Annotated in this window: 21 protein-coding genes; 10 read left to right on the forward strand and 11 right to left on the reverse strand. The window is 70.3% G+C overall.

Features of this window, described 5'->3' with window-relative positions; all coding sequences use genetic code 11:
• The first annotated feature begins 37 nt into the window (after positions 1-37).
• Entirely contained in the window at positions 38-1,405 is a 1,368-nt protein-coding gene (locus ACIBI5_RS45095; protein WP_397256589.1) for a hypothetical protein, read from the forward strand.
• Here the strand turns inward: ACIBI5_RS45095 and ACIBI5_RS45100 are convergent.
• Entirely contained in the window at positions 1,330-1,800 is a 471-nt protein-coding gene (locus ACIBI5_RS45100; protein ID WP_397256591.1) for a winged helix-turn-helix transcriptional regulator, read from the reverse strand. The two genes, ACIBI5_RS45095 and ACIBI5_RS45100, sit on opposite strands and share 76 nt — an antisense overlap.
• Positions 1,801-1,876: 76 nt before the next feature.
• Here ACIBI5_RS45100 and ACIBI5_RS45105 point away from each other — a divergent pair, with 76 nt between their 5' ends.
• Positions 1,877-3,262 (forward strand): MFS transporter, encoded by a 1,386-nt coding sequence (locus ACIBI5_RS45105; protein WP_397256593.1) that lies wholly within the window; start codon positions 1,877-1,879, stop codon positions 3,260-3,262.
• Here the strand turns inward: ACIBI5_RS45105 and ACIBI5_RS45110 are convergent.
• Positions 3,240-3,671 (reverse strand): MarR family winged helix-turn-helix transcriptional regulator, encoded by a 432-nt coding sequence (locus tag ACIBI5_RS45110; protein ID WP_397256594.1) that lies wholly within the window; start codon positions 3,669-3,671, stop codon positions 3,240-3,242. The genes ACIBI5_RS45105 and ACIBI5_RS45110 overlap by 23 nt on opposite strands.
• An 81-nt stretch (positions 3,672-3,752) precedes the next feature.
• Here ACIBI5_RS45110 and ACIBI5_RS45115 point away from each other — a divergent pair, with 81 nt between their 5' ends.
• Positions 3,753-4,607: a haloalkane dehalogenase gene (locus ACIBI5_RS45115; RefSeq protein ID WP_397256596.1), complete on the forward strand. Its 855-nt coding sequence runs from the start codon at positions 3,753-3,755 to the stop codon at positions 4,605-4,607.
• 87 nt (positions 4,608-4,694) lie between these two features.
• Here ACIBI5_RS45115 and ACIBI5_RS45120 read toward each other — a convergent pair whose 3' ends face one another.
• Entirely contained in the window at positions 4,695-5,945 is a 1,251-nt protein-coding gene (locus ACIBI5_RS45120; RefSeq protein WP_397256598.1) for an SGNH/GDSL hydrolase family protein, read from the reverse strand.
• A 258-nt stretch (positions 5,946-6,203) separates the two neighbouring features.
• Between ACIBI5_RS45120 and ACIBI5_RS45125 the strand changes: the two genes are divergently transcribed.
• Together ACIBI5_RS45125 and ACIBI5_RS45130 are read left to right on the forward strand one after the other, a co-directional pair.
• Positions 6,204-7,307, forward strand: a complete 1,104-nt coding sequence (locus ACIBI5_RS45125) for an FAD-dependent monooxygenase (RefSeq protein ID WP_397256600.1) — start codon at positions 6,204-6,206, stop codon at positions 7,305-7,307.
• Positions 7,307-7,744, forward strand: coding sequence for a DUF6640 family protein (locus ACIBI5_RS45130; RefSeq protein WP_397256602.1), 438 nt, complete (start codon positions 7,307-7,309; stop codon positions 7,742-7,744). Before ACIBI5_RS45125 ends, ACIBI5_RS45130 begins: the two co-directional genes overlap by 1 nt.
• A 187-nt stretch (positions 7,745-7,931) precedes the next feature.
• Here ACIBI5_RS45130 and ACIBI5_RS45135 read toward each other — a convergent pair whose 3' ends face one another.
• Entirely contained in the window at positions 7,932-8,897 is a 966-nt protein-coding gene (locus ACIBI5_RS45135) for a fibronectin type III domain-containing protein (RefSeq protein ID WP_397256604.1), read from the reverse strand.
• Between the two features lie 198 nt (positions 8,898-9,095).
• Here ACIBI5_RS45135 and ACIBI5_RS45140 point away from each other — a divergent pair, with 198 nt between their 5' ends.
• On the forward strand, positions 9,096-9,389 hold the full coding sequence (locus tag ACIBI5_RS45140) for an alcohol dehydrogenase catalytic domain-containing protein (RefSeq protein ID WP_397256743.1): 294 nt from the start codon (positions 9,096-9,098) through the stop codon (positions 9,387-9,389).
• Positions 9,390-9,893: 504 nt separating this feature from the next.
• On the opposite strand, the gene ACIBI5_RS45145 is transcribed toward ACIBI5_RS45140, so the two are convergent.
• The 5 genes from ACIBI5_RS45145 to ACIBI5_RS45165 all read right to left on the reverse strand — a co-directional run bounded on the left by ACIBI5_RS45145 (position 9,894) and on the right by ACIBI5_RS45165 (position 14,500).
• Positions 9,894-10,427 carry a VOC family protein gene (locus ACIBI5_RS45145; RefSeq protein ID WP_397256605.1) on the reverse strand — a complete coding sequence of 178 codons (534 nt, stop codon included), beginning with the start codon at positions 10,425-10,427 and terminating at the stop codon, positions 9,894-9,896.
• 333 nt (positions 10,428-10,760) lie between these two features.
• Positions 10,761-12,308, reverse strand: a complete 1,548-nt coding sequence (guaA, locus tag ACIBI5_RS45150) for a glutamine-hydrolyzing GMP synthase (RefSeq protein ID WP_397256607.1) — start codon at positions 12,306-12,308, stop codon at positions 10,761-10,763.
• A gap of 81 nt (positions 12,309-12,389) precedes the next feature.
• Positions 12,390-13,220, reverse strand: coding sequence for an SDR family NAD(P)-dependent oxidoreductase (locus ACIBI5_RS45155; protein ID WP_397256609.1), 831 nt, complete (start codon positions 13,218-13,220; stop codon positions 12,390-12,392).
• Positions 13,221-13,259: 39 nt separating this feature from the next.
• Positions 13,260-14,000 carry an N-acetyltransferase gene (locus ACIBI5_RS45160; RefSeq protein WP_397256611.1) on the reverse strand — a complete coding sequence of 247 codons (741 nt, stop codon included), beginning with the start codon at positions 13,998-14,000 and terminating at the stop codon, positions 13,260-13,262.
• Positions 14,001-14,011: 11 nt separating this feature from the next.
• A complete protein-coding gene (locus ACIBI5_RS45165; RefSeq protein WP_397256613.1) occupies positions 14,012-14,500 on the reverse strand; it encodes an Lrp/AsnC family transcriptional regulator in 489 nt (162 codons plus the stop codon).
• Between the two features lie 91 nt (positions 14,501-14,591).
• Here ACIBI5_RS45165 and ACIBI5_RS45170 point away from each other — a divergent pair, with 91 nt between their 5' ends.
• Entirely contained in the window at positions 14,592-15,926 is a 1,335-nt protein-coding gene (locus ACIBI5_RS45170; protein WP_397256615.1) for a pyridoxal phosphate-dependent decarboxylase family protein, read from the forward strand.
• A 251-nt stretch (positions 15,927-16,177) separates the two neighbouring features.
• Here the strand turns inward: ACIBI5_RS45170 and ACIBI5_RS45175 are convergent, their stop codons facing one another.
• Positions 16,178-16,558: a hypothetical protein gene (locus ACIBI5_RS45175; protein WP_397256617.1), complete on the reverse strand. Its 381-nt coding sequence runs from the start codon at positions 16,556-16,558 to the stop codon at positions 16,178-16,180.
• 18 nt (positions 16,559-16,576) lie between these two features.
• On the opposite strand from ACIBI5_RS45175, the gene ACIBI5_RS45180 reads away from it, so the two are divergent.
• From ACIBI5_RS45180 to ACIBI5_RS45190, 3 genes are all read left to right on the forward strand, one after another.
• The gene (locus tag ACIBI5_RS45180; protein ID WP_397256619.1) at positions 16,577-17,566 is read left to right on the forward strand and encodes a LacI family DNA-binding transcriptional regulator; all 990 of its coding nucleotides are present in this window, start codon (positions 16,577-16,579) and stop codon (positions 17,564-17,566) included.
• A gap of 98 nt (positions 17,567-17,664) precedes the next feature.
• Positions 17,665-18,918, forward strand: a complete 1,254-nt coding sequence (locus ACIBI5_RS45185; protein WP_397256621.1) for an MFS transporter — start codon at positions 17,665-17,667, stop codon at positions 18,916-18,918.
• Positions 18,919-18,928: 10 nt separating this feature from the next.
• Complete coding sequence (locus tag ACIBI5_RS45190) at positions 18,929-20,419, forward strand: DUF885 family protein (RefSeq protein ID WP_397256623.1); 1,491 nt, start codon at positions 18,929-18,931, stop codon at positions 20,417-20,419.
• Here ACIBI5_RS45190 and ACIBI5_RS45195 read toward each other — a convergent pair.
• The gene (locus tag ACIBI5_RS45195) at positions 20,403-21,140 is read right to left on the reverse strand and encodes an MBL fold metallo-hydrolase (RefSeq protein WP_397256625.1); all 738 of its coding nucleotides are present in this window, start codon (positions 21,138-21,140) and stop codon (positions 20,403-20,405) included. The two genes, ACIBI5_RS45190 and ACIBI5_RS45195, sit on opposite strands and share 17 nt — an antisense overlap.
• Between the last annotated feature and the right edge of the window lie 6 nt (positions 21,141-21,146).

Below are 21,146 nucleotides of genomic sequence, written 5' to 3' on the forward strand. Positions count from 1 at the left end.
TTGCCCCCAAGGTGCACTCTCCCCGGCCTCAGGACTCATGCGCGTTCTCCGTTCCACGTTCCTGCCCATCCAGATCGTGCTGCTCTGCTGGTGGGCGGCCTTCTACCCCGGCCTGTTCAGCCGTGACTCGGTCCTCTATCTGAGCCACACCCTGGCCGGACCGTGGATCAGCGACCACTCGGTCCTCTACGACTCCGTGCTGTGGCTCAGCATGCGGCTCACCGGCGATCTCGGCGCGGTGACGCTGCTGCAGACGACCGCGACGGCCCTCACGCTCACGTTCCTCGCGCGGGCGCTGATCGCGCTCGGGGCGCCGCCGCGCTGGACCAACGCCATGGCGATCCTGCTGGCGTTCCTGCCGCCGCTCGGCGCGTTCTCCGTCGCGCTGTGGAAGGACGTGCCGTTCACGATCTGCGCGGTCGCGATCGCCGGCGTCTGCGCGCGCGTGGCCGCCGACCGCGACCTCACCAACGGCCGCCTGGCCGCGCTGTCGGCCCTGTTCACGCTGCTGGGTCTCTTCCGCGCCAACGGCTTCCTGGTCGTGGCGATCGCCGTCGCCGCGCTCCTGCTCGTCGTGCCCCTTCTGAGGGTACGGCTGGCGCTGCTCGGCACCGCGGCGGCCGCCATCCCCCTGCTGCTCAGCAACCTGATCTTCCCGCTGATCGGGATCTCGGCGCCGAGCAAGACGTACGTCTACCACACCGCCTTCGGCGACATCGCGGTCGCCTTCCACGAGCGTCCCGACCTGTTCGACAACAGCGACCGGGCCATGCTCGCCACGATCGCGCCGCTCAAGCGCTGGGACAAGGGCGGCACCTGCCACACGATCAACCCGCTGATCTGGCGTGGCGACTTCAGCTGGCCGCAGGCCGACGCCCACGCCACCGAACTGCTCGACCTGTGGAAGCGGCTGCTGGTTCAGGAGCCCGGCCTGGTCGTGGACACCCGCCTGTGCAGAGGCGCGATCGCCTGGCAGCTCTGGGCCGACGACGAGGAGACCGGCGGCGACACCTACCGCTTCTCCCGCCGCCCCAACGCCGACTCCTACATCGGCGAGGACCAGGTGCCCGACTACCGGGGCCGCGAGGTCTTCACCCTGCGCCCGCTCAACGAGGGCCTGCACACGCTGGCCGGCACCTGGCTGGACGTCACGCTCAACAAGGCCGTCGACTGGATGCTGTGGCGCGGCGCGCTCTGGTCGTACCTGTCCTACCTCGCGCTCGCGCTGGCCGCCTGGTCGCTGCGCAACCGGTACGTGCTCGGCGTCGGCGCCATCGTCCTCGGCCAGCAGCTGGCCATCCTGGCCAACATCTCGGCCCAGGACTTCCGCTACATGGCCACGCCGATCTTCGTCGGCGTCATGCTGCTGCCGCTGCTGGCCTCTTCGTTCAAGCGCCGGTCGTAGATCTCGCGCGCCCGCGCGACGCAGGCGCTGTGCTTGCGCGACCAGTTGGTCACCGTCAGCAGCGCCTCATACAGCTCCAGCGCCATCGGCGTGGTCTGGTACTCCACCTTCGGCGGCACCGTCGGATACACCGTGCGCTCCAGCATGCCGTCGCGCTCCAGGTTGCGCAGGGTCAGCGTCAGCATGCGCCGGCTGACGCCCTCGACCGTGCGCTCCAGCTCCGTGAACCGGACCGGGCCCCGCGAGGCGACCACGATGATCTGGATCGCCCACTTGCCGGCGATCCGGTCAAGGATCTCGCGCGGCGGGATCGGGCACTGGCCCGAGTCGATGAGCGCCTGAGCGTCCGCCAGCGTCTTGAGCTGGTCTGGTACAGCGGTGTTCCCCTGGGACATGAAAGTGCCTTCTTCCATAGGCCCTGATGGTCACACACGATGTCCACTGTTACAAGTCGTTCCCTAAGGAAGCATCGTGAAGAACAAGTGGACCGCCCTCGCCCTCCTCACCACCACCCAGTTCGTCCTCATCCTTGACTCCACCATCGTCGGCATCGCGCTGCCGCTCCTCGGCCAGGACCTGCGCATGGGCCAGGAACAGCTGTCGTGGGTGCACACGGCCTACTCGCTCGTGTTCGGCGGCCTGCTGCTGCTCGGCGGGCGCCTTTCCGACTTCTTCGGCCGGCGGCGGGTGTTCGTCGCCGGGATGTTGCTGTTCGCGCTCGCCTCGTTGCTCGGCGGACTCGCCTCCGGCGGGGCGCTGGTCGTGGCGATGCGGGCCGTACAGGGGATGGCCGCGGCACTCGTCGCGCCCGCCGCGCTGTCGCTGGTGATGACCATCTTCAACGGCGATCCCGACCGCGACCGGGCCATGGGCCTGTGGGGCGCGGTCGGCGGCGTGGGCGCCTCGACCGGCGTCGTCCTCGGCGGCGTGCTGACCGACTGGCTGGGCTGGCGTTCGGTCTTCTACGTCAACGTCCCGGTGGGCGTCGTCGTCGCCGTCCTCGCCCTCAGCCTGCTCCCCCGCGTCGCGCCCTCCGGCGCCCGCGGCTTCGACGTCCTCGGCGCGATCACCTCGACGGCCGGCCTCGGCCTGCTCATGTACGCCGTCGTGGAGTCGTCCCTGCCCCTGGGCGGCCTGGCCGTCGTTCTCCTGGCGTTGTTCCTGGTCATCGAGTCGCGCTCCAAGAACCCGCTGATGCCGCTCTCGATCTTCCGCAAGCCGTTGCTGCGCGCGGGCAACACGATCATGTTCCTGGTCGCCGCCGCCGCACAGCCGCTGTTCGTCATCCTCACCCTCTACACGCAGTACGTCCTCGGCTACTCCGCCACCGAAGCCGGCCTGTCGGTCGTCGCCATCTCCATCGCGATCGCCCTGACCGCCTCGACCGTGGGCGGCCGATTCGTCAGCCGATTCGGCATCCGCGCCACCGCCGTCACCGGCATGACCCTGATCACCGCCGGAGCCGTCGCGTACCTCCGCATCACCCCCGCCAGCACCTTCCTCGGCGCGCTGCTCGCCCCCGAACTCCTGACCGGCATCGGCTTCGGCCTGCTGGTGGTGGCCGTCACCATCGCCGCCACGGCGGAGGCCACGCCGGAGGAGGCGGGGCTGGCCTCAGGCCTGTTCAACGTGACCCCGCAGGTGGGCATCTCCATCGGCGTCGCCGCCCTCGTCTCCCTGGCCACCACCGCCTCCGGCCCCAACCCTTCGCCGGAGGCGCTGACCTCGGGATACCAGGCGGCGATCATGGCTTCGGCGGGCATCGCGGCGGTGGGGCTGGTGGCGGCGATCGTGATGCTGCCGGGCAGGCCCTCGAAGGGAACGGCGGCGCCGCTCAAGGCGAGAACACGAGCTTGACCAGCAGGTCGATGAGCTGCTCTCGCTCTGCCTCGGTCAGCGGGGCGAGGAGCTCCTCGTGCATCGCCACGAGCGCGGCTTCCAGCCGGGCGAACTGCTCCCGCCCCGCCTTCGTCATCGAGATGACGTTGCGCCGCCGGTCGTCGGGGTCCGGCGTCCGCTCGACCAGCCCGCGCTCGGCCAGTTCGTTGATGACGGCGACCAGATCGCTGCGATAGATCCCGGTCCGGTCGCTCAGCTCGGCCTGACTGGCCGGTCCGGACTCGTGCAGGGCGACAAGGGCGCTGTAGTGCCACTTGCGCGCGCCCAGCTCGGCGAACCCGGAGGTCACCACCCGGTCGGCCTGGGCGGCGGCGAGGCCCAGCAGTCTGCTCGGCACCCTTCTGAGGCGGGCCGGGGTCTTCTCCATGGGCCAAGGCTATTGCGTTAGTGGCACTAACGATGTAATTTCGTTCGTGCCACTAACGTTTATCTGACTAACGGAGTACAGATGCCCACCATCGAGGTCCTCGGCTCGACCATCCACTACGAGGAGACCGGCTCCGGCACCCCCATCGTCTTCCTCCACGGCAACCCCGCCTCCTCCCACATGTGGCGCAAGGTGCTCCCGCTGGTCGGCGGGGGCCGGTTGCTGGCGCCCGACCTGATCGGCATGGGCCGCTCGGGCAAGCCCGGCATCGACTACACCTTCGCCGACCACGCGCGCTACCTGGACGCATGGTTCGACGCCCTCGGCCTGGAGGACGTGATACTCGTCGGCCACGACTGGGGCGGCGCGCTCGCCTTCGACCGGGCCGCCCGCCACCCCGGCACGGTACGCGGCGTCGCCGTCTTCGAAACCTTCATGCGCCCCCTCTCCTGGGCCGACCTGGGCGAGGGCCCACGCGCCCGCTCCGAGGCCATCCGCTCCCCCAAGGGCGAGGAACTGGTGCTCGGCACCGACTACTTCATCCAGACCGCCTACACCGGCGGCGTCCTCACCCCCGTGAGCGAGGAAGAAAAAGCGGCCTACCTCGCGCCGTACCCCACCCCCGAGAGCCGCCGCCCGATCCTGGCCTGGGCCCGGTCCATCCCGCTGGACGGCGAGCCCGCCGACGTGGCCGACCGCGTCGCCCACTACGGAAAGTGGCTCACGGCCAGCCACGAGACCCCCAAGCTCCTGCTCACCTTCGACGGCTCGCCCGTCCTGCTCATCACACCCGAGGTGGCCGAGTGGAGCAGGTCCGCGGTGGCGGCACTGGAGGTCGAGTACGCCGGCGCCGCGGGCCACCACGCCACGGAGGACCAGCCGGAGAGGATCGCGGCGGCGATCGCCGCGTGGGCCGACCGCAACAAGCTCCGCTGACCGAACGCCACCCATGCCCTGTCAGCGATGTTGTCCGCCGGCCCTTCCCCCGGCCCCGCCAGGGGAAGGGCTCATGGGCGTCGGCCTTCAGCGCAGGTCGGCCGGATCGACGGCGTTCGCCACCGCCCGGTACCCCGTGTCGTTGAGGTGCAGGTGGTCACCTGAGTCATAGGCAGGGTCGAGCTGGTCCCCGTCGGAGGACGAGGCAAGGACGCGGTCCAGGTCGAGCACCGCGTCATACTCACCCGACGTGCGGATCCAGGCGTTGACCTCGTCCCGCTTGGCCTCGCTGACCGCGTCGTAGTACTGCGAGCCCTTCATCGGCGGCAGCGTCGCGCCGATGACCCGCACACCCTTGGCCCGCGCCTGCCGGATCAGCTCACGGTGCCCGGCGATGACCTGCCGCGCCGAGACATCCGTGGGCGGCGCGCCGATCGGAGAGGGCGCCCGGCTCATCCCGATGTCGTTGATGCCTTCCAGGACGATGACCGTGCCCACGCCCGGCTGGCTCAGTACATCGCGCCGGAACCGCGACGTGCCCTTGTCGCCGAGCTGCATCGAGTCGACCGTCACCCGGTTTCCACCGATCCCCTGATTGAGTACGGCCCGCGGCCGACCGGCGGCGGCCAGTCGCTCGGCCAGCTCGTCGGGATAGCGGTTGTCGGCGCCCGGCTTCGACCCGTAGCCGTCGGTCAGCGAGTCCCCGAAGGCGACCACGCCCCGGCGATGCGTACCGCCGATGACGTCGACCCCGCTCAGGTAGTACCAGGACACTGTGGTCTCGGTGAACGCCGCGCCGCCCACGTCGGCCCGGTGGTCGCCGCTCGCGCGGTAGCTGGGCGCCATGGCCTGGGCGTGGTAGGTCGCCGGACCGGTCGGCGCGGCGAGGTAGAGCGTGACCGTGACCGAGCTCAAGGCCTCCACCGGCAGCGGCACCGGATCACTCGCGATCTCGGCCCCGGCCGGGACCGAGAAGGTCCTCGCACCGTTGACGGTGAGATGCCGAACCGACCCACGCCGAACGGCGGCGCCGTCCGCGGTCCGCGCGACCGTGGCCCCCGCGACCTTCAGCGGGGTGGTCCCGTAGACGTTGGACAGCCGCACCCGGGCCGCCACACCGCCCACGCTGATCCGGACCACCTGGCGAACCGTCTGCTGGGAGAAGCCCTCCTCTGACCAGTTCGGCGTGTAGTTGACGCCCGGCCGCTGCGGCGAAGCGGTCCAGGTGGCGGCCCAGCCACGGGTGCCGCTCTCGGCGGACGCGACCCCCGTTCCCGTGGTCACGGCGGCGAGGACGAGGGCGAAGGCGATGGCGAGTCGTCGGGGTTGGACAGGCAAGGGATGTCTCCTCACGAAAGTCGCGCACGTGGGGGCACGGGCGCCTCACATGGGGAAATCATCGCCGCGGAGCCGCCCGCGATCATCGCCCTGGGGGCGTTCGTCCGGCTACGACGTCCAGGGCAGATCCGGGCCCGGCACTACGACGTGAGGAGCAGGCTCGATTGACTTCTTAGAGCCTCTATGTTTACTTAATGACTCTAAGAAATCTAGAGCCTCTAAGGCATCTGCCGTTCTGACCGTCAAGGAGACGTGCGCGTGAAAGTGATCATTGTGGGCGGCGGCATCGGCGGGCTCGCCACGGCCGCCGCCCTTCACCAGCGTGGGATCCAGGTGGAAGTCCTCGAACGCGCCGCCGAGTTCACCGAAGTGGGCGCCGGACTGAGCATCCAGCCCAACGGCCTGCGCGCGCTGGACGCCCTCGGACTGGGCGAGCGTCTGCGCGCCGGCGTCCTCGCCGGGCCGCCCGCGGGCATCCGCGGCAGCCGGGGGGACTGGCTGGTCCGCCACGATGTCGACGACCTCAAGCGCCGCTTCGGCCCGTGGGTGACCGTGCACCGCGCCGCACTGGTCGACCTGCTGAGAGCGGCCGTGCCGCCCGAGGCTCTGCGGGCCGGCGTCGCCGTACAGGATGTGCGGCCCGACGGCACGGTCCGCCACAGCGGCGGCGTCTCCGCCGCGGACGTCGTGGTCGGCGCCGACGGCGTGCACAGCGTGACCCGCGCCTCCCTCTGGCCCGGCCTCGCCCGTCCGCGCTACGTCGGCTACACCACCTGGCGCTTCATCGGCCCGCCCCAACCCGTCGAGGAGAGCGTGGAGACGTGGGGCAGAGGCGAACGTTTCGGGTACCTGCCGATGCCCGACGGCCGTATCTACTGCTACGTGATGGCCAACGCCCCGGCCGGCTCCGACATCGGCCTGGACGAACTGCGCGAACGCTTCGCCCGCTGGCACCGGCCCATCCCCGCGCTGCTCGAGTCCGTGCACGAGGAGGCGGTGGTGCAACGCGACACCTACGAGCTGCCGACGCTGCCCACGTACGTCTCAGGAAACGTCGCCCTTCTCGGCGACGCGGCCCACGCGATGACGCCCAACCTGGGACAGGGCGCCTGCCAGGCGCTCGAGGACGCGGTCACGCTCGCGCACGCGCTGGACACCCTCGGGCCGCACGCGGGGCCGGCCGCCTACGACCGCGCCCGCAGGCCCCGGACCCAAATGATCGTCCGCCGCTCCCGCCAGGTCGGCGCCCCCGCGCACTGGACGTCCGCTCCCATGACCACGCTGCGGGACGCGGCCCTCCCCCTCCTGCCCAAGATGTTCTTCAACCGCTCGCTCGCCCCCACCTACACCTGGACGATCTGATGACCCTCCCCCGTCTCCTGATCATCGCCGTCGCGGCGATCACGACCTTCGGAGCCGTACTCGCCGACCTGGTCATCCCCGACCTCGCGGCGCAACACGCGTTCAACCCGTCGTGGCCGCCCCACGCCAAGTTCCACGATGCCCAGTACATGGTGATGACCGTGCTTCTCGGCCTGACCGGCCTGGCCCTCGCGCTCCGGCGAGACCGGAGCACCTTGCTCCACGCCGCCGCCATCCTGGCCGTCCCGTGGCTTGGCATGGTCGGCGCGCTCCTTTTCCCCGGCACCGCCACCTACGACCCGGAGTTCGCCGACCGCACCGTCTTCGTCCTCGGCCTGCACGGGCAGGTCTTCATGGCGATCGTCCTGCTCGCGGCCCTGCTCGTCGCGGCAGCGGCGACCCTCCGCGAGCCCAGAGACACCGCCACCCGGTCATGAGCGCGGCACTCTGGCCGGGCGGCGTCGTCGAATGATCCCTCGCAGGCGAGCCCGGCGGCTGCGGTCTCGAATCATCGGAGTGAAGCTCCCGTCCCCGGCGCGGTGATCGATCACGCGGATCTCGCCGGGTGGTGGCCACAGCACAGTCCAGCCCGAGACGGTGCGCCTCGGGCTGGACCGCTACATGTCAGGCGTCGTCGCCGCAGTTGGGCGAACGCACGAACGTGGTCGTGGCGGCGGCCGAGGCGTTGCCGGAGCCGTCCACGGCACGGACCGTGATCGTGTTGTCCCCCACGGGCACGATGCCGATGGTGTAGGCCCCGGCGCCGCGTACCCAGCCATCGTGCGTGCCGTTGACCAGGACCTCGTAGTCGATCGCGGACTGCGGATCGGCGTTGTCACTCGACTGCGTCCAGGTCAGGTCGACGGTGAAGCACGCGTACCTGGCCGTCTTCGCCACCAGCCCGGTGGGAGCCGACGGTGCGGCCACGTCCGTACGCGCAAGCGTGTCGAGCGTCAGGGTGTTCGACGAGGGCGACACGCCTATGGCCGTTCGAACCGCCCGTGCCACATACGTGTGCGACGACTGCGCGGTGAGCCCCCGCAACGCCAGACCGATCGTCTCCGTCCCGTCGAAGGGCCCGGCGGGGATCGTGGCGACGACCGCGCCCCCGTCGAGTACCTCGTAGTAGCTGATGTCCCAGCTGTCGTCCGGCTGTTCGAAGGCGAGACCGACCCGCGCGGAGGCCACCTCGGTGGCCCGCAGGTTCGCCGGTCCGGGCGGGATCACTCCCGGTCCGCGCGTGGTGATCGTGAGGGTACGGCTCGCCGGCGAGGTGTTCCCGGCGTCATCGGCGGCGATGACATGGAAGGAGTACGTGGCGCCCGGAACCAGCCCGGAAGCGGTGTAGCGCTGGAGCCGCGTGGTCGTGACCAGAGCCCCGTTCTGGTAAATCCGGGCACGAAGGACGCCCACGCTCCCGGACGTGTTCTGGGACCAGTGGAAGGAGATCTGGGTCGCGGTGACGGTGTCGACGCGCAGCGGCTCAGGCGCGGACAGAGCGACGGCCGCCGAGCTCGGAGGGGACAACATCACCGCGGCCACGGCCACCGCGGCGAGGATGGTGGCGAACCTGTGGAGGCGCTTGATCATCTCTGGTTTCCCTTCGTGGGCGGCACCTGCCCGTAATACGTCCACACGCCACACGATGGATTTCCCCACAGGAACCCAGCCGGGTCACCCGGGCCGCCCTCCACCCGGTCCCGCCTGTTCCCTCGGCCGCTCTGACCCCCTTTCGACGGTGCTCGGCAGTGGAAAGCGCCTTGAGCCAGGCGAGATTTGCTGTTTGTCGTGGCAGGTGCGGCTCCGACCCCGGCGGTCCGCGACGGCGCTAGTGTTGGATGCCCATCGAACATATTGGCATTTTTGGGTACGCCACCGTTGCCGATGACGCTGGGCTGGGAACTGGCGGGGATCGTCGTCAACCCCGGCACGAGCGGATTCTCCGTCGGCGAGCGGGTGTTCGGCATGTCGCATCAACTGGCGACCGGGCGCGGGTCATGGGCCGACCTCGTCGCCATCCCGGCTTCCTCCATCACCCAGGCGACCACCCGGCGCGGCGCGAGGTTTCACGGGATGACCTGACCCCACCCGACGCTAGGTGACGCGGTGACACCCCACCCCACCCGACGCGAGGTGACGCGGAGTGGCCTCACCCCACCCGACGCGAGGTGGCCCGGTGCCACCTCACCCCACACAGCGCGAGGTGACGTGGAGTGGCTTCGCCCCACGCGGCGCAGGGTGGTGCGGGGTGGCGCGAGGTGACGCGGAGCGACGCCACCCCACGCGGCGCAGGGTTGCGCGGAGTGGCGTCACTCCACCCGGGAGGATGGGGCCACGATTCAGCAGGAGTGAGTGAGGCCCGTCCTGCTGGGCGAGAGGACACGGGTGGTCGACGCGGCCGGGACAGCGGGCGGCCACGATCACCAGGTCGGGCGGCGCATTGGGCAGCTCAATCCACACGATGTCTTCGCCGACCTTGAGCAACCCCCAGGGCCTCGCCGCGTCGGTTCCCGTCCGTCACGTTGGCCGGGAGGTTCCTTCGGGGTCGGCCCGCCTCGCAGCGGAAGATCCCCCATGCCGGTCAGGTCATCCGATGCCACCGGTACGGGAGTCGGCCAGCGTGACCATCGTCTTGAGCAGCGTCGTGTATACAGGGCCGGGGTCAGCGGATTCCTCCCAGCTCGGCTCTTCCCCGGCCGCCGGACTGGTTTCCGCCTCGGGAAAGAACAGCCACCACAGGTTGTGCCAAGGGTCGAGGAAGCGGGCGATGCCGTACCCGCCGTAGAAGGAAGACGCCGGAGTGATGACGGTCGCCCCGCGTTCGACCGCTCTGCGCATCGTCTCCTCGGGGTCGGCGACGTACACCTGAGTCAGGGCCGGGGTGAACGGCCAGTCGGCCTTACGGTCAGCGACCATGAGCAACGAGTTGCCGATTTTGACTTCGGCGTGGATCAGCGTTCCGTCTCCGGCGTAGAAGTCAGGGGTGCGGGCTTCCTCCCGCTCAGTCGCATCGAAGACAGCGACGAGAAAGTCGATGAAAGGCGCGGCTCCGTCAACGACGATGAACCCGTTCACGGTGTTCTCGCCCTGGGGTTCGGGAGTTTGCTTGGTCGTCTCCATGCGGTGAAGGCTAGAGATGATTGCGGTCAGCTTCTTACCGCAATTGGCGCCCCGAGGACTCGCTGCCGGGTCCAGCTCGTTGGCTTGGGTCGCCCCTGTCGCGGACGTTGCCAGGGGCCGTGCCAAGCCGGCGGCACATGGTTCGGTCGGTCGGCACCGGTTGACGCCTTTGGCATCTGCCCGGTGGTGACCGTGGATGATGCCGTCTCCGAGAGCACCCTGGGTAGCTGGATAGCGAGCGGTGGTCGGGCTTCCGCTGCCCAACCACTTGGCCGGGCAGCGGGTGGGCCTCAGAAAGACGCGCGAGCCACGCGAGAATCTAGCCCTTGGCTCTTACTCCCACTCGATGGTGCCCGGGGGCTTGCTGGTCACGTCGACCACCACCCGGTTGACCTCGCGGACCTCGTTCGTGATCCGGGTCGAAATGCGCGACAGCACGTCGTAAGGCACCTTGGCCCAGTCCGCGGTCATCGCGTCCTCAGAGGTGACCGGCCGCAGTACCACCGGGTGGCCGTAGGTGCGCCCATCGCCCTGCACCCCCACCGACCGTACGTCGGCCAGCAGCACCACCGGGCACTGCCAGATCTCCCGATCCAGCCCGGCCCGCGACAGCTCTTCGCGGGCGATCGCGTCGGCCTCGCGCAGAAGGTCCAGCCGCTCCTTGGTCACCGCCCCGATGATCCGGATCCCCAGTCCGGGCCCCGGGAACGGCTGCCGCCACACCATCGCCGACGGCAGTCCGAGTTCTTCGCCCGCCCGCCGTACCTCGTCCTTGAACAGGGTCCGCAGCGGCTCCACGAGCTGGAACTGCAGGTCGTCGGGGAGCCCGCCCACGTTGTGGTGCGACTTGATGTTGGCGGTGCCGGTGCCGCCGCCCGACTCGACCACGTCCGGGTACAACGTCCCCTGGACCAGGAAGTCGACGGGGCCGTCCGCCATGATGGCCCGCTGCTCGTCCTCGAAGACGCGGATGAACTCGCGCCCGATGATCTTGCGCTTCTCCTCCGGGTCGGTCACGCCGTCCAGGGCCTTCAGGAAGCGGTCGGCGGCGTCCACCACGCGCAGCTTCACCCCGGTGACGGCCACGAAGTCGCGCTCCACCTGCTCGGCCTCGCCCTTGCGCAGCAGGCCATGGTCGACGAAGACGCAGGTCAGCCGGTCACCGATGGCCCGCTGGACGATGGCGGCCGCCACGGCGGAGTCGACGCCGCCGGACAGCGCGCAGATGGCGCGGCCCTCGCCGACCTGCCGGCGTACCGCTTCGACGGCGTCTTCGACGATGTTGAGCATGGTCCAGCTCGGACGGCATCCGGCCGCGTCGAGGAAGTGCTTGAGCACCGCCTGCCCGTGCTCGGAGTGGAGGACCTCGGGGTGGAACTGCACGCCGTACAGGCCGCGAAGGGTGTCCTCGAACGCGGCGACGGGGGTCTCGGACGTCGAGGCGGTCACCACGAAGCCGGCGGGCGCGGTGGCCACGGCGTCACCGTGGGACATCCACACCTTCTGCTTGTCGGGCAGGCCCGCGAAGAGCACGCCCTCGCTGAGCACGTCGAGCGCGGTGCCGCCGTATTCGGCCACGCCCGTGCGGGCGACGTCGCCGCCGAGGGAACGTGCCATCGCCTGGAAGCCGTAACAAATGCCGAACGTCGGCACACCCGTCTCGAACAGCCCATCCGGTACGGCCGGCGCCCCGTCGGCATAGACCGACGAAGGCCCACCCGACAGGATGATCGCCTTGGGCTTCTTGGCCAGCATCTCCTCGACCGGCATCGACGAGGGGACGATTTCCGAGTAGACGTGGCATTCGCGCACGCGGCGGGCGATGAGCTGCGCATACTGCGCACCGAAGTCGACCACGAGCACAGTGTCGAACTCAGACACGAGACAGACCCTCCAACAGCGAATGCGGTACACCCAGTGTATCGGCCCCCGCACCCCGCCCCGCTGCGGACGGCGCCGCGGTCACTCGTAGCCGGGCAGCGGCGGAAGGGCGCCGTCGAGCAGGGCTTCGAGCTGCTCACGCAGCCCCTTGGCGTACTCGGGGTGCGTGAGCAGGAGGAAGCGCTCCTCGTGGATCGCCTCGACCACCTGCCTGGCAACGTCCGCGGGGTCGATGCCCCGCTCCATGATGGCGTCGATGATGCCCTGGGCGGCGTAGTCGTCGCGGGTGCGGCCGACGAGGAGGTCGGCGGGCCGTACCCGCTCGGAGGTGTTGATCTGGGTGCGCACCGCGCCGGGACACAGCGCGGTCACCTTCAGCTTGGAGCCGGTGATCGCGAGGTCCTGGGCGAGGGTCTGCGACGCGGCGAACGCCGCGTACTTGCTGACGGCATATCCCGCCGTGTACGGCGCGGCGAACAACCCCGCCACCGAGACGGTGTTGACGATGTGGCCTTCGGTGTCCTGTTCGATCATGCGGGGGACGAAGGCCTGGATGCCGTGGAGCACGCCCCAGAGGTTCACGCCCAGGAGCCAGGCGAAGTCCTCCGTGGTGCGGTTCCAGATGTGGCCGCCCTGGAAGACGCCGGCGTTGTTGCACAGCACGTGGACGGCGCCGAGTTCGCCGAACGTGCGCGCGGCCAGGTGCTGGACGGCGGCGTCGTCGGAGACGTCGGTGATCTGCGTGAGCACCCTGCCGCGCCCGGCCAGCGCGGCGGTCTCGGCCAGCCCGCCCGGGTCGACGTCGGCGAGCATCAGGCTCATGCCCTCCTCGGCCAGGCGGACCGCGAGCGCGCGGCCGATGCCGCTCGCCGCTCCGGTGACCACTGCGACCTTGCCGGAGAGTTCCCGCACGCCAGCCTCCCGAGCGCTCGCTTGGCACCAAGAACGTTATCAGAGCGAGTGGCGCACCCAGATGTTCGGTTCGACGTAAACCGCGTGATCGTGGGTGACATCGCAGTGCACGGGAACGAGCGCTCCCGGCACCTCGACCGGGCCCTCGGCGTCGAACGGCAGGCCGGTCCACTCCCGCCACTCGCCGAGCGTGCCGGAGATCGTCATCGAGCGGTGGGCGACCTTCTCCACCGTGGCGCCGGCGCGGACGTGCACGCGCAGCCAGGCGTCGTACGGCAGGCCGTCCGCGCGGGTGCGGAAGGCGTACTCGGTGGCGGGGGTGCGCGGTTCCAGGTGCTTCTGGCTGGGTCTGACCGGCGCGAGCAGTTCGGAGTAGCCCAGGCGCGCGGCCCGCTCGCGCATCGCGGCGACCATGTGACGGGACAGTCCGGCGCCGAGCAGGTCCTTCCTGATCGTGATCTCCAGGGCGGAGAGGGCGTCGGGCGTCGTGCCCCTGTCCCTGGTCAGCCAGCCGCGCCTGATGACCGCGTCCCAGCCGTCCTCGGGCAGTTCGCCGTCGCGGGAGTTGAACGGGATCATGCAGCCGCGCGCCACCATCCGGCCGGGCTCGTCGGAGTCGTCGGCGACCAGGATGTACTCGGCGTAGTGGGTGGTGGCGACAGCGTAGAAGAGGTCCGCGATCGGGTCGTTGAACATGAACTCCGGCCAGGCCGTGTCCATGTCCCACAACGACTCGGCGAACTCGGGACGCTCGGCCAGCGTGGTGATCCGGAGGGACATGGCGGACATTCTCACAGTTCGGAGGGCCGTTGCACCGCCTGTTTTTCGGTCTTGAAGATCAAGGTGGTCTGCAGGTGGACGATCTCCGGCCGGACCAGGAACTTCTCCAGTACGAGCCGGTGCAGGCTGGTGGCGTCGGCGACCGCCACGTGCACGAGGAAGTCCTCGGGGCCGGCCACGTTGAACAGCGTGATGGTCTCCGGCAGGCTCAGGACGAACCGGCGCAGCGGGTCGGACAGCTGGGCGGTGTGCGGGCGTACTCGCAGCGCCAGCAGGGCCTCCAGCGGGCGGCCGAGGCGGGCGATGTCGACGTCGGCGCGGAAGGCGGTGATCACGCCACGGCGGCGCAGCGCGCGTACCCGCTCCAGGGCTGTGGAGGGTGCCACGCCGAGCTTTTCCGCCAGGTCCTTGTTGGGCAGCCGAGCGTCGTTCTGCAACTCGGCCAGAATCGCCAGGTCAATCGAATCGAGTTCGGCTGCCTGCCCCGATTGGTCCCTCATATTCGGTAAATCTAGCCACATGCCCTGCTGAGCGCGGATATTTCGGGGTATGTGGGATGTTGAGGCTTTTACCAAAGCTGCCGCCGTCACCGTGAGCGAACTGGCCGCCTACGTCGAGGAGAGCCAGCGCGGCCAGGTGCCCGTGGTCCGGCAGCGGCCGCCGGCGGAGATCGCCGGGAGGCTACGCCTGGCCGAGCTCATCCGGGAGGGCGGGCTGAGCACGGAGACGTACCAGGACTTCCTCCACGCCTTCCTGAGCGAGGGGACCCGACTCCACCACCCCGCCTATCTCGCCCATCAGGTCGCCTCTCCCGACTTTCCCGCCGCGCTGGCCGACTTCATCCACGGCGCCACGAACAACCCCATGGCCATCTACGAGATGGGCGCGGCGGCGGCCACGGTGGAGTTCGAGGTGGTCCGGTGGATGCTGGAGAAGGCCGGCTTCCCGCGCGGCGCCGGCGTGCTGACCCACGGGGGTTCGCTGGCGAACCTCACCGCCCTGCTGGCCGCCCGCGCGCACGCCGCGCCCGAGGCGTGGGCGAACGGCACCCCCGACGACCTGGTGATCCTGGCGCCGCCGTCGGCGCACTACTCGGTCTCGCGGGCCGCCTCGATCATGGGCCTGGGCCAGAAGGCGGTGGTGGAGCTGCCGACGGACGAGCTGGGCCGCCTGGCCGTCGCGCGATTCCCCGAAATCTCCGGAAAACGGCCGATCGCGCTGGTGGCGTCCGCCTGCGCCACCGGGACCGGCCTGCACGACGACCTTCGCGCGGTCGGACAGTGGTGCCGCGACCGGGACATCTGGTTCCACGTGGACGGCGCCCACGGCGCCTCCGCCCTCCTCAGCCCCGCCCACCGCCACCTGCTCGACGGCGTCGAACTGGCCGACTCCCTCATCTGGGACGCCCACAAAATGCTCCGCACGTCCTCCCTGGCCGCCGCCGTCCTGGTCCGCCGCGAAGGCGCCCTGGACGCCGCCTTCCAGCAGGACGCCAGCTACATCTTCTACGGCGACCAGGGCTTCGACCTGATCGGCAGGACCGTCGAGTGCACCAAGGCCGAACTCGGTCTGAAGATCTTCCTGAACCTCGCCTGGCGGGGCGAGCGGGGCCTCGGCGACTTCGTGGCCGGCCGCTATGCCGCCGCCCACCGCTTCTGGGAGCTGGCTCGCCGCCGACCGGGATTCGCGCTGCCGTACGAGCCGGAGAGCAACATCGTCTGCTTCCGGTACGGCGCGGCCGACACGGCCGGGATCCGCGAACGCATGATGGCCGACGGCACCTTCTACCTGACCTCAACCGTCCTGAACGGCATACGCCACCTCCGCGTCACCGTCATGAACCCGGCAACCGACGACAGCCACCTGGAACACCTCCTCGACGAAATCACCCGCCTTGCCCCGCCTGGCACGAGGGATAGCACGTGACGCAGGACTCACGGACCAAGCCGGGAGAACCCTCACAGGGGCAACCGGCGGCGGGAGAGCCACCCCCGAAAGACCGTGTAGCCCAGGAGACGCGGCGCGACACGGCCAACAAGCCACGGCACGGCAGCGTTGGGCCGGACGGTGGGACAGGCAGCAGACCGCCCGAGAGGGGCCGCTCGGGAGGTGTGGCTCAGGAGGGGGTGGGGTGGGGCCCGGCAGCGCGGGCTCCGGGTTCCGCGCTGCCGGGAGTTTCAGAGCCGGCCGTCCAACCCCGCCATGAAGTCCTCGAACAGGTGCCGGTGGATCGTGTGTTCGGCGCCCTTGACCACCCTCACCTCGAATCCCTTCCCCACCAACTCCTCCTGGAACTCCGGTGACACCAAAAACGACGGATCAGCCACCTGCGCCCCGGGTGCGTGGCCGCGATCAGCCGCCTGTGCCATCAGGTCGGTCATCGGGGTGCCGTCCTCCAGCACGGGCAGCCGGAAGGCGGGGTCGGAGCCGATCGCCCGGCCGGGCATGAGGCGGTCGACGGCGGCGCCGAGCGTGAGGCCGCCGAGCGAGTGGCCGAGGGCGAGCGCGGGCCGGAGAGGGCCTGATGTTATACGTATAAGCGCTTGATAGCATCCCACGATGGACGGGACAAGAGTGTGACCTCGAACAGACCGCCGACCAGCGTGGACGTGGCCAGGGCCGCCGGCGTCTCCCAGGCCACCGTCTCCTACGTGCTCAACGACAACCCCAACGCCCGGGTGAGCGAGGAGACCAGGCAGCGCGTGCGCGACGCCGCAGCCCGGCTCGGGTACGTGCCCGACGCCAGCGCCCGCACTCTGCGCACCGGCCGCAGCGGCATCGTGCTGGTCCCGCTGTCCCCCGCCCGCACGGGCGGCCTCGTCCGCGATCTGCTCGACGACCTCGGCGAGGAGCTCCGGCCGCGCGGCTACACCCTCGTCCAGTACGGCGAGCGCCACCTCAAGGGCGTGCCGGCGGCCAAGGTGTGGGCGGGACTGCGCCCGACGGCGGTCATCGTCGAGGCCGACCGGCTCACCAAGGCCTCGGTCGACCTGCTGCGCGCCTCGGGCACGCGGGCCGTGATCGGCTTCGCCGACGCCCCGTCCCCGCTGGTGCCCACGGTGGTCATGGACCACGAGTCGGTGGGCGCCTGCGCCGCCCGCCACCTGGCCGAACGCGGACGCAGGCGGCTGGCCGCGATCGTCCCCCGCGAGGAGGGCGTCGACCTCATGGGCGCGGGCCGCCTGCGCGGCGTACGCCAGGTGGCGCCCGGCGCCGAACGCATCGACCTGGCCTTCACCGAGGAGGCCGCCCGCGCGGTCGCCACCAGGCACGACCTGCCCGACGGGATCTTCGCCTACAACGACGAGTACGCGCTGCTGCTGATGAGCGCGCTGCAGGACGCCGGCGTGCGGGTCCCGGAGGACGTGGCCATCGTCGGCGCGGACGACCTGCTGCTCGCCTCCCTGGTACGCCCCCGCCTGACGAGCGTCCATTTCGACACCACGGCGACCCCGGCCGGAATGGCCGCCTTCATCGACGAACTGGTCCGCGGCGACCGCACCGCGGAGCCGGGGACGGTCATCAGCGTCTACGGCCCACGTCTGATCGTCAGATCCAGCTCGTAACAACTTGGCCGCGCGTCTTGTCACGCGGAGACCGGCGACCTACAGTCCAGAGCAATCGTCGGTGATACGTATCACCACTGCTGGAAAGGTCCTGGTCGATGACCCATGTTCAGGGCAAAGCCCCCACGGCAGATGAGGATCGCGGATTCCGTCTCGGCCCGCTCTATCTCACGCTCCCCCTCGCCAACGTCGCGGTCATGTTCCTCTGGATCGGCGTGGGCGCGTTCCTGCTGCCCCGCCACGTCCAGCTGATCACCGGGACCAACGACGTGGCCGCGCTCGGGCTGGCCAACTCGATCGGCCCGCTCATGGCCACCATCGCCAACCCCATCTTCGGCCAGATCTCCGACCGGACCCGCTCCCGGTTCGGCCGCCGCTCCCCCTGGATCCTCGGCTGCGTCGCGATCGGCGTTCTCGCGCTGCTGCTGCAGGCCAACGCGGCCAGCGTGCTCATGCTCGGCATCAGCTGGGCCGGCGTGCAGCTCATCATGAACGGCTACCAGGCCGCGATCACCGCGATCCTGCCCGACCGGGTCCCGGCCCGCCGCTACGGCACCTTCTCCGCGTTGTTCGGCCTCGGCACGCCGGTGGCCACGATCGCCGCCGCCCTGATGTTCATGAGCATGCCGCAGCTGGCCGACGGCGGCGCGTACTACGTGGTCATGGGGGTTCTGGTCGCCGCGGCCCTGCTCATCGTGCTGGCCAGCCCCGACCGCTCGTCGACGGAGCTGCCGCGCCAGCCGTTCGACATGGGCGAGTTTCTCGCGGCGTTCGTGCGGCCGCTGCGTCACCGGGACTTCCTGTGGGCGTTCGTCGGGCGCTTCGGAATCATGCTCGGCTACATGATGATCTTCACCTTCAACCTCTTCCTGCTCGAGGACTTCATCAAGATCCCGAAGGCCGAGGTCGTCTCCAAGATGGGCATGCTCATGCTCGTCGGCCAGGTCGCGACGTTCCTGGCGGTGGTGCTGATCGGCCCGCTGTCGGACAAGGTGGCGAGGTTCCGGATGTTCGCGCTGATCGCCGGTCTGGCCTCGGCGATCACGCTGGGCATCCCGCTGCTCATGCCGTCCTTCGAGGGCATGCTCGTCTACAACGTCCTGCACGGCGTCGCCTTCGGCATCTTCATGGCCGTGGACATGGCCTTGGTGACCAAGGTGCTGCCGAACAAGGAAGAGGTCGGCAAGGACATGGGCGTGCTCAACATCGCCAACGCCGGCCCGCAGATCGCCGCCCCCGCCCTCGCCGCCTTCCTGGTGACCATGGGCGGCTACACCACGCTCTTCCTGGTCGGGATCGTGGTCTCGCTGATCGCTTCGCTGGCCGTACTGAAGATCAAGGGTGTGCGTTAGCGTCGAGTTCATGACCGAACTCGATCCCCGGCTCCGCGCTGTCACCGACCTGATCATGGCCGAGGCCCGCGAGATGGGCGGCAGGCACGAGTACGACGGCCGGACCCAGGACCTCTCCCCCGAGGGCGTCCGGTCCGGCCTGGCCCGCCTGGGCGAGGGCACGCTGCCCGACGACCCCTATGACGCCGAACACCTCACGGTCTTCGAGACCGGGCTGCGCGTGCAGTTCGGCGAGCTTGAACTGCACCGCCGCAACCCGCTGCCGCACCTGTCCAACCTCGACCTGGCCTGCTACGACCGCGACTACGCCCCGGAGGCGGAACGCGCCGCCGCCAGGGCGGCTCACCTGGCGGAGTGGCCGGCGGCGGTCCATGGCGCGATCGCCGCGCTCGACCAGGTCAGCGCCCCGGTCGCCACCGCGCTGGCCGGAGCGGTCAAGGGCCTGGCCGCGGGCGTCACCGACGCGGCCGCGCTCGACGCCCACCGGCTGCTGGTCGCGCACGTCGAGCGTGCCGCCGCCGTCGGCGACCCCGACGCCTCGCTGGGCGGTCCCGCACTGGCCCGGCTGATGGGCAGCACCGAGGGCATCGACGTCGACCTGGGCCGGCTGGCCGAGCGCGCCGACGCCGAACGCGACCGCCTCCACACGCTGCTGGCCGAGGCCGTCGCCAAGCTGGGCGAGAGCGGCAGGCCGCTGGACGTCGCCCGCGAGCTGGTCAGGCAGCATCCCGGCGCCGACGGCGTCATCGAGGCCGCCAGGATCGGCACCGAGAAGGCCATCGCGTTCACCCGTGAGAAGGACCTCGTGCCCTACCACGACGGCGAGTGCCTGGTCGGCCTCGCGCCCGAGTCGCGCCGCTGGGCGATGGCGATGATGTGCTGGAACTCCCCCGGTGAGCCCGAGGGCCCCAGCTGGTACTACATCACCCCGCCCGACGCCTCGTGGCCGGTCGAGGAGCAGGAGGAGTGGCTGGAGGTGTTCAGCCACACCACGTTGCCCGCGATCAACGTGCACGAGGTCGCGCCCGGCCACTTCTCCCACGGCCGCGCGCTGCGTCACGCGAAGGGCGACGTGCGCAGGCTGCTGCAGTCGATGGCGTTCGCCGAAGGCTGGGCCCACTACGTCGAGGAGCTGTGCGTCGAGGAGGGTTTCGAGGCCGGTGACCCGCGCTTCGAGATCGGCGTCTGGCTGGAGGCTCTCGTACGGGTGACCAGGCTGGCCTGCGCGATCGGCGTGCACACCGGGCAGATGACGGTGGAGGAGGGTGCCCGCCGCTTCGCCGCCGACACCCACCTGTCCGGGCCCGCCGCGCTGTCGGAGGCCCGCCGCGCTTCCTTCGATCCCACCTACGGCCGCTACACGTGGGGCAAGCTGCTCATCCTCGACCTGCGTGAGCGGGCGCGCGAGGAGTGGGGCCCGGCCTTCACGCTGCAGCGCTTCCACAAGGCCATGCTCGACCTCGGTTCGCCGCCGCTGGGGCTCCTCAAGACGATCCTGTGACGGCCCACTCTCCGGGGGCGAGCACCCGCACGCCGTCCACGTCCGCGAACGCCTCCGCCAGCGTCGCCCGCCCCTGCGAGAAGTGCGCCCAGTGCTCGAAGTGCAGCGGCACCACGTGCTTCGCGCCCAGGATGCGGGCGGCCTCGGCGGCGTCGCGGCTGTTGAGGGTGAGGTCGGCGTCGGGGATGAGCGGGGTGCGCGCGGCTCCCGCGAACAGCACCGCCACGTCCACCTCGCCGATCCGCCCGGCGATCTCGCGTACGACGTCGAGTGAGGCGTTGTCGCCGCTGACGTAGACGGTCGGCAGGCCGTCGCCCCTGAGCACGAACCCGGTGACCTCGCCGACCAGGTGCTCGGTGCCGTCGGGCCCATGCTGGGCGGGCACGCCGGTGATCGTCAGCGGCCCCAGCTCCACCTCGCTCCAGTTGGGCAGCGCCTGGGCGGCGATCCGCGTGGCGGCGCTCGGCGTGGACAGCACGAGCGGCGCCGACGCGAGCAGCTCGCGTCCCGAGTCGTCAAGGTTGTCGGGATGCTGATCGTGGGAGAGCAGGACGGCGTCGATCGCGCCGATCTCGGCGACCGCCACGCCCGGACCGTCGGTCTTGGTCAGCCCGCTGCCGACGGGGTAGTGGCCGGGCGGGTCGAAGGTCGGGTCGGTCAGCAGGCGCAGCCCGCCGATCTCCAGGATGGCGGTCGGGCCGCCCACGTATTGGATCCGCATACCGCG

The organism is Nonomuraea sp. NPDC050540, from assembly GCF_044457485.1.
Lineage (GTDB): Bacteria > Actinomycetota > Actinomycetes > Streptosporangiales > Streptosporangiaceae > Nonomuraea.